Raw genomic sequence first — 15,357 nt, 5'->3', positions numbered from 1 at the left:
GGAAAGAGAAGAAGTGTGCAAAACACTTCTCCTCTTTCCTTTCTACCAAAAATTCAAAAATCCGAAATTTTTATGATTCAACCGTCTTCGCAATGATTGCGCCAACAACCAATCCCCATACAGGTGCGCTAATATGGAAGAATGATACATGCGACAACGCAATCAAGAATGCAAAGAGTGCACTTAAACGATATTTATTTTCGGAGAAACCCTGCTGCAAACTTGAGATTAGTACACCCATCAACGCAAATCCAGCTAGCATCGATACAAATGCCTCGGGCAACGATTGGATAAAAGGGACAATCTTCCACGCAAAAACTCCGAAAAATAACGTCAATACCCCTGATACTACTGCTGCCATATAGCGCTTTGATTTCATCCCAGCATCCGAGCTAGAGCAAATTGCGGTCATCATCCCGGCAATGTTTGCACTTTGCCCTCCAAAAAAGCTTGCGATTATTGAAAAAACACCACTAAAAGAAACAATTTTCCGGATCGGAGGTTCAAAATCTGAACTCTCTAGCGCTCCGATTCCAGGTGCCACATCATTACTTAGGATTAACATGGCGAGAGGCAGTCCCAGAGTGATTAGCCCCATCCACGTAAATTCCGGCGTCTTTACGGATGGCAGGAAAAAAGCAATCCCTTTAGAAGCGGAATGTAAGTCCTGAGTTAAAAACAAAGTAATAAACCCGACCACCACTGCGACCATAACGGCCGGTATCCGGTTTGAGATTTTCGTACTGATGAAAAAACTTAGCAGGGCCGCTCCACCCACGATAGGCATCGTTTTCACATCTGGGACAATCTGAACCACATAATTGGTAACAAGGCCTGCCAACATGGCAGCAATGACTTCCTTCGGCACCCATTTTATTATTTTAGTAAAAAGTCCTGATATTCCAATCAGCAAAATAATCAGCCCTGACATCACATACCCGCCAATTAGCTGAGGATAGGTAAAATGGGCTGTCACCGTAGCTAGAAAGGCAACTCCTGAAATCGAGTGAGCACCCGTGATGGGAATTCTAAATAATAGTGGCATGATAATCCCGAATAACCCTCCAAAGAAATAGACAGCAAACATCCAATTGATGGTCTGCTGATCAGAGAAATGCCCCGCCGCCGCTGCCTGCAAAATAATTAACGCCGGACCTGTCATGACTAGAGTACTAGAAATGAATCCGGACGATACATTTTGACTTGTTAAATCTCGTAAAAGCCGTTTGTTTTTAGGCAATGATTCATTGTCCTGTTCACTAATATATCTATCTGGCTGTCCCATTTTTTCTCCTTATATTTATTATTTTACTATTCTATTTCTTTTAGTATATCACCAAGAAGATATAAATCGTTCTCTAAATCATAAGCAGCTTCTTAGATTCGCTCATTGGATGTCAAAATTCGCTCATTAGAAGTGGAAATCCGCTCATTGAGTGTCAAGATTCGCTCATTGAAAGCGAAAATCCGCTCATAGAACTTAAAAATCGGCTCTTGAAGATTTTGTTCTACTATAAAAAAGAGAAGTGCTCCATAGCACTTCTCCGCTAAACCCTCTATCAATCTCCAATAAAACTTACTTCTTAATCAACTCTAAAGATACAGGAATAAACTTATCGACAGATTCCTTCATAAATACCTTCATCGCTGTTTGAACGCCTTTTTGGCCGATTTCTTCAGGCTTCTGGGCAACTGTTGCTCCCATTTTACCGTCATTTACTGCTTTAACGGCGTCATCCGTTGCATCAAAACCGACAACAATCACATCTTTTAATCCAGCTGCTTCAAGTGCTTGAAGAGCTCCTAGCGCCATTTCATCGTTGTGGGCAAATACAGCTTGGATATCCTTGTTGCCTTGAAGGATATTTTCCATTACAGTTAATCCTTTTGCACGGTCAAAATCCGCTGCTTGCTTAGCCACTACTTCGATACCTTTGACACCATCAATTGCTTTGTGGAATCCTTCGCCGCGTTCACGAGCTGCAGAAGATCCTGGGATTCCCTCTAATTCTACGACTTTACCTTTTTTGCCTAACTTCTCAACAATAAAGTCACCAGCCATTTGACCACCAGCTACGTTATCAGAAGCGATATGGGCTACAACTGTTCCGCCATTTGCACTACGGTCCACCGTAATCACTGGAATGTTAGCATTATTAGCTGATTCAATTGCCGCTTTAACCGCATCCGAATCAGTTGGGTTCACGATTAGTACGTTAACATCCTTTTGAATAAGATCTTCGATATCACTTACTTGTTTCGCTGAATCATTTTGTGCATCAACTGTAATCATCTCTGTACCTTGTGATTTTGCTTCTTTCTCAGCACCCTCTTTTAATGAAACAAAGAAAGGATTATTTAACGTAGAGATCGAAAGACCCACTTTTAGTTTCTCGTCTTTCATCTTTTTCGATGAATCCTTGTCAGAAGAAGTTGAAGGTGCTTTTGTAGAACAACCAGCTAAAACGACCATTAGTAATGTTAAAAATAGAAAACCTTTAAATAGTTTTTTCATTTTTTAATACCCCCATAATTTGATTAAGCAGTTTTTTTACGATCAAGCAAGACGGCTAGTAAGATGACACCCCCTTTAACTACCTGCTGGTAGAAGGAGCTAACATTCATTAAATTCAAACCATTATTTAAAACTCCAATAATGAGTGCCCCAACCAATGTTCCAAAAATCCACCCTTTTCCACCTGAAAGACTTGTTCCACCTAAAACAACAGATGCAATGGCATCAAGTTCATAAGAGGTACCAGCAGTTGGCTGGGCAGAATCCAATCTCGATGCCAGGATAATCCCTGCAAGAGCAGAAAGAGCCCCGGTAATTGAGTAAATCCAAATTTTCACATTCGTTACCTTGATTCCTGAAAGGATTGATGCCTCTTCATTCCCGCCAATTGCGTAAACTCTGCGGCCAAATGTGGTCTTTTTCAGGATAAAATAAAGAATCAGATAACAAATGAGCATCCAAATGACCGGTACAGGAATCCAACCAAAATAGCCTCTTCCCATGATTTCAAAAAATGAACTCGTTGACAGCCCGGTAATCGGGCGGCCATCCGTATAAACCAAGGTTAGCCCCCGGAAAATTGTCATTGTTGCCAGCGTCGCAATAAACGGAGCGACTTTTCCTTTGGTGATAAATAGACCATTAATGGCCCCCATGACCGCACCTGCTCCTAAGCCAATTAACATCGAAAGCGTTGGATCCATTCCATTCGCTAACATCCCAGCGGTTATCGCGGAGGATAACGCTAAAATCGATCCAACTGACAAATCAATTCCACCTGTTAAGATGACGAAGGTCATTCCGAAGGCAATTAACGCATTAATGGAAACTTGGCGCAGTACATTAAAGATATTATCTAAGGTTAAAAAGCTTTCACTTACGATTGAAAGAATGACCGTAATGACAATGAGTCCAATTAACGGACCTAACTTTTGTAAGATCTGGAACTTTGCGGATTTCATTAATGATTACCTCCAGTTGCGGATTGCATAATATTTTCTTGGGTTGCCTCCGACTTATTCAGCACGTTAGTTAATTTCCCCTCATGGATCACGAGAACCCGGTCACTCATTCCTAATATCTCAGGAAGCTCAGACGAAACCATAATGATTGAAACCCCTTGTTTGGTTAAATCGTTCATTAATTGATAGATTTCTTTCTTCGCCCCCACATCCACTCCTCGTGTGGGCTCATCAAGAATTAATATTTTGGGATGAATTCCTAACCATTTACCGATGACAATCTTTTGTTGATTCCCACCACTTAAGGATTTGACACTAATTTCTCGGCCAGATGTTTTCACATGAAGCTTTTCAATCATTTCATCGACCAGGCTTATTTCAGTTTTAGAGGAAACCACACTCTTATTAGAAATTTTATCAAGCGTGGTAATCGATAAATTCTCACGAACGGAAAGATCAAGAATAAGCCCTTGGCTTTTTCTGTCCTCCGTCACAAATGCAATCCCAGCCTTAATCGCTTCATACGGAGACTTGATGGTTACTTCCTTACCATCAATGAACATCTTACCTCCATCAAGGGCACGATAACCGAAGATGGCTTGCATGATTTCACTACGGCCAGCACCCATTAGACCCGCAACACCAACAATCTCACCTTGATGAATGGAAAAGCTAATATTTTCAAAGCTGCCTTTGCTTGTTAAGTTCTCGACCTTGAATCGTTCTTGGCCAATTTTCGTATTCCGTTCTGGGAAACGCTCACCCAACTGCCGTCCCACCATTAATTTGACAATTTCATCAAAGTTGGTCTTAGCCACTTCTTTGCTATCGATGAATTGTCCGTCCCGAAGGACTGAAATTCGGTCACAAATCTGAAAAATCTCTTCCATCCGATGCGAGATATAGACGATTCCCACTCCTTGTTTCTTTAAGGAGTCAATCACTTTAAATAGGGCCTCAATTTCCCGATCCGTCAGCGCTGCTGTTGGCTCATCCATGATAAGGACCTCTGTATTGGCCGCAACCGCACGTGCAATTTCAATCATTTGTTGTTGACCGACAGATAAATTTCCCGCTTCCATATTCGGATCAATCTCAATTCCTAGGCGGTCTAAGTATTCCTTCGTCTTCTTCTTCATTTCTTTATCTCTAGTAATCCCAAACCTGCCAACCGTCAATTCTTTGCCAAGAAACATATTTTCATAGACGGTGAGATAAGGAATAATATTTAACTCTTGATGGATGACAGCAATCCCCATTTGCTCTGCTTCTTTCGGGTTTTTAAAATGGACCTCTTTCCCTTTGATAAAAACCTTCCCAGCATCACGTTCGTAAATCCCGGTTAAAATCTTGATTAACGTTGATTTCCCCGCACCATTTTCCCCCATCAGGGCATGGATTTCACCTCGTAAAAGCTGAAAATCAACTTGATCCAAAACCCTGTTTCCAGAAAATGCTTTGCTTATGCCCTTCATTTCGATGACAGGTGTAAGGCTCATATTAGAAAATCACTCCTGCGTGTAAAATAATATTGGCATAGGGAGTTGCTTCACCGGTCCGAATCACCGCTTTCGCCTGTTTCGTTAATGCCTTTAGTTCTTCATGGGTAATATAATTAATGGGAACACCATTTACTAGATTTGTAACCTGACCCTCTACTTCTGGATTTTGTTCTTTGATTTCATGGGCTAGAGTTACTTTCTCCACTGCCATATCCGCTAAGACAACTTGAAGCGTTTCCATAAAAGATGGAGTCCCTAGGTTAAGTGAAAGGTCAATTCGGATCGTTTCTGCCGGAATTGGCAGCCCGCAATCCGCAATGACGATTGTATCTGTATGACCAAGCCGTGAAAGGACTTCGGAAATGTGACTATTTAAGATGCCATTTTTCTTCATTCGATTTCACTCCTCTCCCTGTGTTTGTAAAAACGCCTGAACCTCTTCTAGTGTTGGCATGCCGCTTTGGGCACCAAGCTTGGTCACCGAAAGAGCTGCGACAGCCGTTGCAAACCGACAAGAATCCTCTAAAGACGCCCCTTGACTGATGGAATATGCGAAACCCCCATTAAAGGAATCTCCGGCACCCGTCGTATCAACGACATCTACTTTAAAACTAGGAATCTCCACTTTTTCATCTTGATAAAAGGTAATTCCCTTGGAACCTCTAGTAATAATACATTTCTTTAACATCTCTTGCCGCTCTTCAACGGTCCATTCAATCGAATCAAAGAGTAATTGTTGTTCATACTCATTAGGAGTTAGGTAATTGACCTTCTCTAGCAATCCCTTCGGAAGCGGTTGAATCGGTGCAGGATTTAAAATCACTTTCACCTGATGCTTGACCGCAAGTTCGGCTGCTTTTTCCACACTCTCAAGCGGAATTTCGAGCTGAAGTAACAAGATATCACTAGTTGCAATAACCTCTTCAAATGAGGCAACAACATCTGGAGTGACTTGATAATTCGCACCTGGAATCACAATAATCTGATTGTCTCCATTGGACAAAGTAATCGAGGCGATGCCCGTCGAAGAGTGTGTAACCGGTTTCACATTAGCCACATTTATACCTTGACTCTTCAAATGCTTTAATAGGTCCTGGCCAAATAAATCATTGCCGACACAGCCAATCATCGTGGTTTCCGCACCCAATCTTGCAGCGGCTACGGCCTGATTGGCACCTTTTCCTCCCGGAATGGTATGAAAGGCTTCCCCCATCACCGTTTCCCCTAGGATGGGTACTCGATTGGTACTCGTCACTAAATCCATATTGATACTGCCGATCACTGTTATTTTACTATTTTTCAAATGGTATCACTCCTAAAGCCCTTGTAGATTGGCCTTTCATTAACGACACTTCAAACTGATAATCGAATTTCTCGACCATCTTTCCCTCAATCATTTTAAGCAGCAGCTCAGCTGCCGTTGAACCCAACTCATAGATCGGCTGTGCCATGGTTGTGATTTCAGGACTGATTAATTGACTCAATTGGATTCCATCAAAGCCGATCAACGATAAATCATCTGGCACCCGAATCCCTAGCTTTCGTGCAGCCTTCAATACTCCTACCGCCATATAGTCGTTCCCTGCAAAGATTCCATCAATATCAAGATTCATTAGGAGCAATCTCGTGGCTGCCTCTGTTGTCTGCTCCACATGATAGTTTCCATCCACCACTAAATCAGGATGAAACCAGGGTTCATGTCCCACTTCAGCTAAGTAGCCCTTATAGCGTTCATCCGCATTGCTGATCTTGTGCGGACCGCGAATATGGGCAATTTTTTTGCAGCCAATCGCCTTCAAATACTGTACTGCCTGCTTTGCTCCTTCAAAATTATTAACGGAAACAGAGGGCAATTCGCTGCTGATGGGCCGGTCTAACGCGACGATTGGGATGTCTCTACTTTCAATATGCTTAGGCGTCAATGTACTCGTGACAATAATAATGCCATCCACATATTTCTGCTTCATCACATCCAAATACATGATTTCCTTTTCAACATTCCCATCCGAATTACAAAGGATTAAGGTATATTCCTGACTACTCATCACATCTTCAATCGCTCGTGCCACTTCAGGAAAGAACGGGTTCTTAATATCTGGAACAATGAGGGCAATGGTCTTCGATTGTTTCTTAAAAAGACTTCTTGCCACTTCATTTGGTACATAATTTAATTTCTCAATGGCGAGCAAAACCTTTTTCCTGGTTTCCTCATTCACATACCCTTTATTATTTAAGACTCTGGAAACAGTGGCAACAGACACGTTTGCTTCAGCAGCTACTTCTTTAATGGTGCTCATGCTGTCCCCCCTCACCCTTGCTAAATCATTTATGTAACCCGTTACACATTTTAGTAAAAAAAAGAATTGTCTTTCAAATGAATGACTCCTTGTGTAACCCGTTACACACACCTTTAAAAAAAAGAACTTATTATTAGGCAGATATTTAATCTTGTGTAACCCGTTACATACGGATCAAAAAAAGATTAACTTCTACGTCTTGTAATCGTTTGCATTTTTATTTTAGTCGCATTTATATAGGGTGTCAATACTTTTTCAAACAATTATTTAAAAGTAGTTTATAATAATATCCCTCTATTACCAAATAAAAGATAACAGGAGTTTTTCAACCTACCCCCAAAATCTTAAGATGATTAGCTAATTTTTTGGAGACAGCCGTTTTTTGTCGAAAAATCTATTCGTCAGCTGCATGAGATAACTTTAATCTTATAACATGAATCTAGTAAAATAGTTCCACTACCCTATAGGAGGAGTCCGCGTGAATCGAATTTTTAGGTGGTTTGTTAGCTCATTATTTGCCCCTGTCACCGGCAGTGCAGGTGCGGTGGCTAGCACACTTGGGTTTTTTCTAGGATTTTTGCCTATTGATAGTGTCAGAATTCCCTTATTGCTCGTTCTTTCCCTTTTGTTGCGTCTGAATATTATCGCCTTATTGCTTGGAACGTTAATTCCAATTTTCATCCCAAAGATGAGTCATTTACCGATCCAGAATTTTCATCTACTAGAAGATTTCTGGTTATTCGCTAACCTCAAGTCTAATATACAGCTCCAGCAATCGATAGTATCAGGAGTGCTTGGCGGGTTGATTGGTCTTGTCTGCTACTTTATCTTCCATTGGTTTTACAATCTAGGACTGAAAAAGAGGGAAATTAATCAAGACCAAGTCTTCCTTGACTCTGCCCACAGACGATGGTCGATTATCAAACGAATGAGTGCAGGCTTTACGATTTTAATTATTTTAGTATCGGCTATTTTTGTGGAAAGTCTGAATACGAATCCTAAATTTCCTGAGCTGCAATTGAGTAACAGTGCTGCAAAGAGCGGGATTGAGCCGATTAATACAAGTTTCAGTGAGAAACAACTCGCCTCGCAAATTCAAAAAACAAGTCGTGCCCCACTTGTTTCAAAAAATAGCGGGCAATGGAATAAAAGGCAAGAGGTGTATGGTTTTTACGTCAATTGGGACAAAAGCAGCCGGACTTCTTTTAAAAAAAATATTGATTCGATTACGGCATTAGTACCGGGCTGGATGCAGCTTACATCCGGACTTACCCTGAAAACAAGCACGGACAAATCGGTGATCGCCGCGGCCAAAGCCCATAATATAAAGATTCTTCCCTTGGTGAATAATTTTAACAATAATAAATGGGACGGCGAAGTTCTGCACCGGTTATTCGTAACGCCTGGTGCTGAAGATCTTTTCATTAAAAAGCTGTTGGATTATGTAAAAACAAATGACTTTGATGGAATAAATATAGATTTTGAAGACATCCAACCCACCGACAAAGATGATTTCACTCATTTTATCGAAAATGTTTACGACGCATTTCATAAGCAAGGTCTCATGGTCACACTGGATGTTCCGCCGAAAAACAATAGCTTTAACTATACGTCTTTAGCAGCGAACGTGGACCGGATGATTGTCATGCTCTATGACCAGCATTACCCTATGGGTAAACCTGGACCAGTCGCTTCATCTGATTGGGTACAAAAGAACTTAACCCAGCTCACGATTCCTCCCGAAAAATTGGTTGTCAGTTTGGGAAGTTTCGGTTACGACTGGGAGGAAAACTCTAATAAGCCCGCCGCTACGGTTGGCTTCGGGGATATCATGGATTTAGGAATGGGAACTAATCTCCAAATCCAATGGAATCAACAGATAGGCAACCCTTATGTACGATACAAAAGAAATGGAAAAAACCATACCGTTTGGTTTTTAGATGCAGCTTCGTTTTATAATCAAATGAAGTTAGCGATCAATCACGGCTCAAAGGGAATCGCAGTTTGGCGTCTCGGTTCTGAAGATCCTTCCATCTGGAGTTATATCAATAAGCCAAAGGCAATCAACAATCCATCCCAGGCCCTTGAAACCTTTGCCAGTCCGAATTCTGTTCATTATTCAGGTGCTGGTGAGATTTTGAACGTTGTTTCTTCAGCAGAAAAAGGGAAAAGAACGCTTCAAATGAATTCAAATGGGCTGATTCAAACCGAAACCTATCGTAAATTAGCAAAGCCTACAGAAGTGGTTCGGTACGGTAAGCCGAAAGGTAAGGAAGTCGTCCTTACCTTTGATGATGGCCCGGATCCAACCTACACACCACAAATATTGGATATTTTGGACAAGAATCACGTTAAAGGGAGCTTCTTTATTATCGGAGAGAACGCATTAAAGCATCCAGAACTGGTTAAAAGGATGTATAAAGAAGGCCACGAAATTGGCAACCATACCTTTACCCATCCCGAGGTAGCATCGATTACACCCTTTCAAACCAAAATGGAGCTAAATGCCAATCAGCGATTATTTCAAGAAATTACCGGTCATTCGATGACACTTTTCCGTCCGCCGTTTGTGGCCAATGCCGAACCAAACACAAGGAACGAACTGGAGCCAATCGTACGCGCCCAAGATATGGGATATACTATGGTCGGTGAATTAATTGACTCCGATGACTGGCAAAGGCTTTCTAGTGATGAGATGGTGAAGTTGGTATTGAAACAACTGCCTGAAGGAAATATCATTTTGATGCATGATGCCGGCGGTGATCGTTCCAACACGGTAAAAGCCTTGCCGATAATTATTAAAGAACTCAAACAGCGCGGCTATACATTTACCACCGTGGCAGATCTCATTGGAAAAAGTGATCGTCAAATCATGCCACCTGTTCATCAGGATAACCCTTATTTGATCTATGACAAGGCCGTATTTATGGTGATCCAGGCCTGGCAATCAGGATTAAGCTTCCTATTCTACTCAGCCATTATTATCGGAATCTTGCGGCTGGCTGTCTTCGTTTTCCTTTCAAGGAGACAGGTAAGAAGGTATAAAGCGACGGAGATCGACCCTAGCTTTACTCCTTTTGTCAGTGTCGTGATTGCGGCCTATAACGAGGAAAAGGTGATTGGCAAAACCGTTGATTCTATTTTGGCGAGCGATTATCCAAGCTTTGAGATACTGATTATCGACGACGGATCAAAGGATGAGACGGCCGTGGTCGTACAAGAAACCTATGCAAACCATCCTCTTATCCGATTGATTCAAAAGCCTAACGGGGGAAAATCTTCGGCGGTGAATCTTGGTTTTAAAGAAGCAAACGGAGAAATCATCGTCGCACTAGACGCTGATACACTCATCGCTGAAAATGCGATTTCCTTGCTTGTGAACCATTTTAAAAATGAAAATGTCGCTGCGGTCTCCGGTAATGTGAAGGTCGGCAATAAGGGGAACCTTCTTACAAACTGGCAGCATATCGAATATGTAACCGGCTTTAACCTTGAGCGAAGGGCCTTTGCGGCACTCAATTGCATTACAGTAGTACCTGGTGCCATCGGTGCCTGGAGAAAGACGGACGTAGAAAAGGCCGGCTACTTTCAAGAAGATACACTGGCCGAGGATACCGATATCACGCTTACGCTTTTACGCCAGGGAAAAACGATTGAATTTGAGGAAAAGGCCTATGCCTATACAGAAGTGCCAGAAGATATTAAAAGTCTGGCAAAACAGCGTTATCGCTGGGTTTATGGTACATTACAATGCTTATGGAAGCATCGCGAGGCTCTATTTAATAAAAAACATCACTCATTAGGATTTATCGCTCTTCCAAACATGTGGCTTTTCCAATATATCTATCAAACGATATCGCCCATTGCCGATCTATTGTTTATAATCGCCCTTTTTCAACCGCACCCTGAAAAAGCAGCGATTGGATTTATTCTTTTTTACCTGCTCGATCTCCTTACATCTCTCTATGCCTTCCGGTTGGAGAAGGAAAGTCCGAGACCACTAAGTTCATTGTTTTTACAACGAATTCTGTACAAACAGTTGATGACTTATGTGGTGGTAAAATCAATCCTCTCGGCCATCAAGGGCGTCACCGTTGGTTGGGGGAAACTAAAACGCAAAGGAAATGTAACTCAGGAAACCTCGATTGTGAAAGTTAAGGAATCAATTTAAGAGTAGGTCCTTCCCATTTGGGGAGGGTCTATTTTTATAAAAAAGAATCGCCAATAGATTAAACATCAATTTGCACAGGATAATGCAAACCATTTTCGCCTTCTCGTATCGATATATGGGTAGGTATGAATTCATAGGCGGAAAATTTCCGTCTATTGTTTATAGTGGCAGCAAAAGAAGCAGATATAAGCGGAGATATTCCGGTTACTTCTTCTAAATAAGTCAAAATCTAAAGATTTGGATCATATAAGCGGAAAAACTCCCCTTATTTTTAAGGAAATATGGGTATTTCCCAATTTAGCCGGAATTTCTCCGTTTATTTTTCAAACACAGTGAAATCAGCATTCAGTTATAGCAGCAACAAAAAAAGACCTCCAAATTACCATACAATTTGAAGGTCTTTTTGTATTACAGTTTTAATGTTTGCGATAGTTAACGGAGCCCCTTGCCAATAGATGACGATCCATTTTGAAAATATTACATATTGTTTACGTTGGTTTGCGTTTTACTATCCTTACGGCTCGCTGCTTTTTCTTTTGCCGCTTGAGAAACCTGCTGTCCGCGGTTGGTTTTTGTTGTGGTCGTACTTGATGGATTAGATTTTGCTGTGGTTGCCGTTTTTGTTTTCGAACTCGACTTTGCAGGTGTAGTCTTTGTTGCTGGTGTTTTTGAGTTTGTCCCAGGTTTCGATGTTGTTGGTGCTTTTGCGCTTGTCCCAGGATTCGTTGCTGTTGGTGCTTTTGCACTTGTCCCAGGATTCGTTGCTGTTGGTACTTTCGTAGTTGTCACTGGTTTCGCTGCTGTAACAGGCTTTTTGGTTCCACTTGTTGTGGTAGTGCTTGGCTTCGACAGTGCAACCGGTGTTTTAGGTGTACTCGTTGTGGTTGGCGCTTTTGTGCTTTTCACAGATATCGTTGTTGCCACAGACGTTGAGGTTGTTGTTTCATTCTTATAAGTCGGACTGGTTGTCGTGCGATTGCTGGATTTTTCCCTATTTGTTTGAATGGCTGCTATAGCCGTATCGCTATTTTTCAAAGATATTTGGCCAGCTTCATTATCATGGTCGTTCACATTCGTTGCTGGCGTTTGAACTTTCACCCTTTTTTCTGCTCGGTCGACTACATCCGCTTGTTTTCGGTCGGCGGAAATAGGTAAAGCAATTTGTTTGGCTAATCGTTTAAGCGGTTGATCGGCTAACAAAGCGTTGGTGACAGAAAACGTAACAGACCCCGCGAATACCATGGCAAGGGCTCCCTTGGTTAGTTTATTCATGTTCTACCCCTCATTTTTTTGCGTGTTCATATGAATAGAATACGAACGATTCAACATGAATGAGGGGGTAGGAAACAATAACTGAATTTGAGCGTCTATTGAAATATCCTCCAACTAGCTTGGATTTTGGAAAAATAACGAACCTTTTCAATTTTAGTGCTGTAGTCTTTGAAAATATGTATCAATCTTTTCTAGCCTTTTCATTTGTTTTCCCTTTGGACTTTCCATATTTCCAAATTCAAAAAACTTCACATTCTTGATTCCCACAAAATTAAATAAGGCTCTTTTCATCAGCGTTTTATGTGCATTATTCAACCAAAGAAAGGGATAGTGAGTGGGACCCTTCATGGTGGATATACAAATAACAGACTTTCCTTTCAGCAGCCCTTTTGGAAAAAGCCCCTTCTGATCTTGATAGGCAAAATTGGAAGCAAATAATTGATCGATATACCCCAAAAGCATCGCGGGAGGCCTTCCCCACCAAATAGGATAGATAAAAACAATCTTGTCAGCCCATGTAATTTGTTGTCTATATTTTTCAATATGAGGATCCATATGCATATCACGTCTTCGTTTTTGCTCGTTAAACACTAGAAGCGGATTAAAGTTCTCTTCATATAAATCTAAGACCTGTAACTCCTTGATGTTTGGATTTTCATTACTTCCTTTCATCACCTCTTGTAAAAATGCATAATTTAATCTTTTATGATTTGGATAAGTGTATATTACTAGTAGCTTCATCCTCTCACCCTTTACTTATCAATTGACAAGTAAATTGTAACATCCTTCAAAATATTTATATTATTTGAGGGCTACATCGATTAAAAAATCTCTGTTTGATATTAGTTTTCCTTTTCTTATGAATTCTAGATTATTTCTCATAGACTTGAGGGTAATGATAACGATGGAATAGCTTGTAAAAGATTAAACTAGCATGAAATACCCCTATTCTAAAAAATTTAGAATAGGGGTATTTTGTCCAGAAATTTGTTCTGTAACCGCCTTCTTTACTTGAAGATTGCACAACAATAATTTAGCTTAATAACAAATCATAAAATTATAAGAATCATGCTCCACCAGCGAGGCTGTCACTACCCGTAATAAGGGTTTTAAAATTAAAAATTGACAGTGTTCTCTGTTTCCGATTGCTTTCCTTCTATTTTCTTCTTACGTTTTGAATTGCCCTCTTTCACTTTCTCTTCCCAAAAATCAGCACCTTTAATGCCGAGTTTAATAGGATCGAAGACTGGTTCAATTCCTGCTTTCCTTTGTTGTTCATAATCTTTAAATACTTTTAAGGCTGTTTTCGTTAGCATTAAAATAGCTACTAAGTTTAGCCATGCCATGCTTCCGAAGCCAAAGTCACCAAGTCCCCATAATAGGGATGCGTTTTCGACACTTCCAATGTAGATCATTCCTAAGAAAAGAATCATTAAGCCTACTTTAAACCCTTTTAAATTTCTATTTCTGCCAAGGTAAAAGAGGGTTGTTTCAGAAATATAGTAGTAAGCCATTAGAGTTGTAAAAGCAAAGAAGAAGATAGCAATAGCAACAAACAAACTGCCAAATCCAGGGATAACGCTTTCAACAGCCGCTTGTGTCCACATTGGCCCAGCTTCAATACCTGGGATCTTGTCAACAATCGGCTGCTGTCCTTCTGGCGTAACGCTGTACATGCCAGTGATTAGAATCATAAGTGCAGTAGCAGTACAAACAATGATGGTATCAATATAGACGGAGAATGCTTGAACAAGACCTTGTTTTGCTGGATGGGATACAGCAGCAGCGGCTGAACTATAGGTTCCTTCCCCTACACCAGCAACGTTGGAAAATACCGCTCTCTTAACACCCCATGCAATCGCTGCACCGATCATACCGCCAAACATTTCATTTGCTCCAAATGCACTTGAAATAATTAACCCAAACATTGCTGGAATTTCTGATGCATTAGCAATTAAAAGAACGAACGTGACAATCACATACCCTAAAGCCATAAAAGGTACAACTTTATCTGCAACAGAAGCGATTCGCTTAACACCGCCAAAAATAATGATGGCAAGTAATGCAACAAGGATAAGGCCGGTAATGCTTTTATTGAGACCCATTGTATTTTCAAATCCAACAGCAATCGTGTTAGCCTGAATACCTGGAACTAATATTCCGTAACATAGGGTAACAACAATCGCAACTAACACCCCGAACCACTTCATATTTAAACCTTTTTCAATAAAATAAGGAGTTCCGCCTCGGTATTGGTTACCATCTTTTACTTTATAGACCTGAGCGAGAGTCGATTCAACAAAAGCACTTGCTCCTCCTAATAAAGCCATGATCCACATCCAGAAAATCGCTCCCGGACCGCCAAATGCAATCGCAGTAGCAACCCCGGCGATATTTCCAATACCGACCCGACCGGCTAGAGCCATACAAAACGCCTGGAAAGAGGACACACCAGATTCCGGTTCACCCTTATCAAAAAGAAGCTTAATCATTTCCTTAAAATATCTAATTTGCACAAAACGTGTCATAATGGAAAAGAACAATCCAGCACCAAGTGCAAACACTACTAACCCAAGACTCCAAACCATCCCCGACGCTTTATTCACTAATTCTTCCATCTTATACCTCCCCAGCAAAC

Annotated in this window: 11 protein-coding genes; 1 reads left to right on the top strand and 10 read right to left on the bottom strand. The window is 41.0% G+C overall.

The window, feature by feature from the left end:
* Positions 1 to 70: 70 nt before the first annotated feature.
* The 7 genes from RCG22_RS17870 to RCG22_RS17840 all read right to left on the bottom strand — a co-directional run bounded on the left by RCG22_RS17870 (position 71) and on the right by RCG22_RS17840 (position 7,276).
* Positions 71 to 1,285 (bottom strand): benzoate/H(+) symporter BenE family transporter, encoded by a 1,215-nt coding sequence (locus RCG22_RS17870; protein WP_308104023.1) that lies wholly within the window; start codon positions 1,283 to 1,285, stop codon positions 71 to 73.
* 291 nt (positions 1,286 to 1,576) lie between these two features.
* A complete protein-coding gene (rbsB, locus tag RCG22_RS17865) occupies positions 1,577 to 2,515 on the bottom strand; it encodes a ribose ABC transporter substrate-binding protein RbsB (RefSeq protein ID WP_098264085.1) in 939 nt (312 codons plus the stop codon).
* A 23-nt stretch (positions 2,516 to 2,538) separates the two neighbouring features.
* Positions 2,539 to 3,477: an ABC transporter permease gene (locus tag RCG22_RS17860; RefSeq protein ID WP_308104022.1), complete on the bottom strand. Its 939-nt coding sequence runs from the start codon at positions 3,475 to 3,477 to the stop codon at positions 2,539 to 2,541.
* Complete coding sequence (locus RCG22_RS17855) at positions 3,477 to 4,976, bottom strand: sugar ABC transporter ATP-binding protein (protein ID WP_308104021.1); 1,500 nt, start codon at positions 4,974 to 4,976, stop codon at positions 3,477 to 3,479. Before RCG22_RS17855 ends, RCG22_RS17860 begins: the two co-directional genes overlap by 1 nt.
* A 1-nt stretch (position 4,977) precedes the next feature.
* On the bottom strand, positions 4,978 to 5,373 hold the full coding sequence (rbsD, locus tag RCG22_RS17850; protein ID WP_308104020.1) for a D-ribose pyranase: 396 nt from the start codon (positions 5,371 to 5,373) through the stop codon (positions 4,978 to 4,980).
* Between the two features lie 6 nt (positions 5,374 to 5,379).
* Positions 5,380 to 6,282 carry a ribokinase gene (gene rbsK, locus RCG22_RS17845; protein WP_308104019.1) on the bottom strand — a complete coding sequence of 301 codons (903 nt, stop codon included), beginning with the start codon at positions 6,280 to 6,282 and terminating at the stop codon, positions 5,380 to 5,382.
* Positions 6,272 to 7,276, bottom strand: a complete 1,005-nt coding sequence (locus RCG22_RS17840) for a LacI family DNA-binding transcriptional regulator (RefSeq protein ID WP_308104018.1) — start codon at positions 7,274 to 7,276, stop codon at positions 6,272 to 6,274. Before RCG22_RS17840 ends, rbsK begins: the two co-directional genes overlap by 11 nt.
* Before the next feature lie 478 nt (positions 7,277 to 7,754).
* Between RCG22_RS17840 and RCG22_RS17835 the strand changes: the two genes are divergently transcribed.
* Positions 7,755 to 11,447, top strand: a complete 3,693-nt coding sequence (locus RCG22_RS17835) for a polysaccharide deacetylase family protein (protein WP_308104017.1) — start codon at positions 7,755 to 7,757, stop codon at positions 11,445 to 11,447.
* A gap of 477 nt (positions 11,448 to 11,924) precedes the next feature.
* Here the strand turns inward: RCG22_RS17835 and RCG22_RS17830 are convergent, their stop codons facing one another.
* From RCG22_RS17830 to RCG22_RS17820, 3 genes are all read right to left on the bottom strand, one after another.
* A complete protein-coding gene (locus RCG22_RS17830) occupies positions 11,925 to 12,719 on the bottom strand; it encodes a hypothetical protein (protein WP_308104016.1) in 795 nt (264 codons plus the stop codon).
* Between the two features lie 153 nt (positions 12,720 to 12,872).
* Positions 12,873 to 13,460: an NAD(P)H-dependent oxidoreductase gene (locus tag RCG22_RS17825; protein WP_308104015.1), complete on the bottom strand. Its 588-nt coding sequence runs from the start codon at positions 13,458 to 13,460 to the stop codon at positions 12,873 to 12,875.
* Positions 13,461 to 13,834: 374 nt separating this feature from the next.
* Positions 13,835 to 15,337: an alanine/glycine:cation symporter family protein gene (locus tag RCG22_RS17820; protein ID WP_308104014.1), complete on the bottom strand. Its 1,503-nt coding sequence runs from the start codon at positions 15,335 to 15,337 to the stop codon at positions 13,835 to 13,837.
* Positions 15,338 to 15,357: the final 20 nt, after the last annotated feature.

Origin of the sequence: Neobacillus nitrireducens (assembly GCF_030915405.1) — a bacterium.
In the GTDB taxonomy this organism is placed as follows: domain Bacteria; phylum Bacillota; class Bacilli; order Bacillales; family Cytobacillaceae; genus Neobacillus.
Note: the sequence above shows the minus strand (reverse complement) of the source record. Positions and strands in the feature narration are given on the sequence as shown.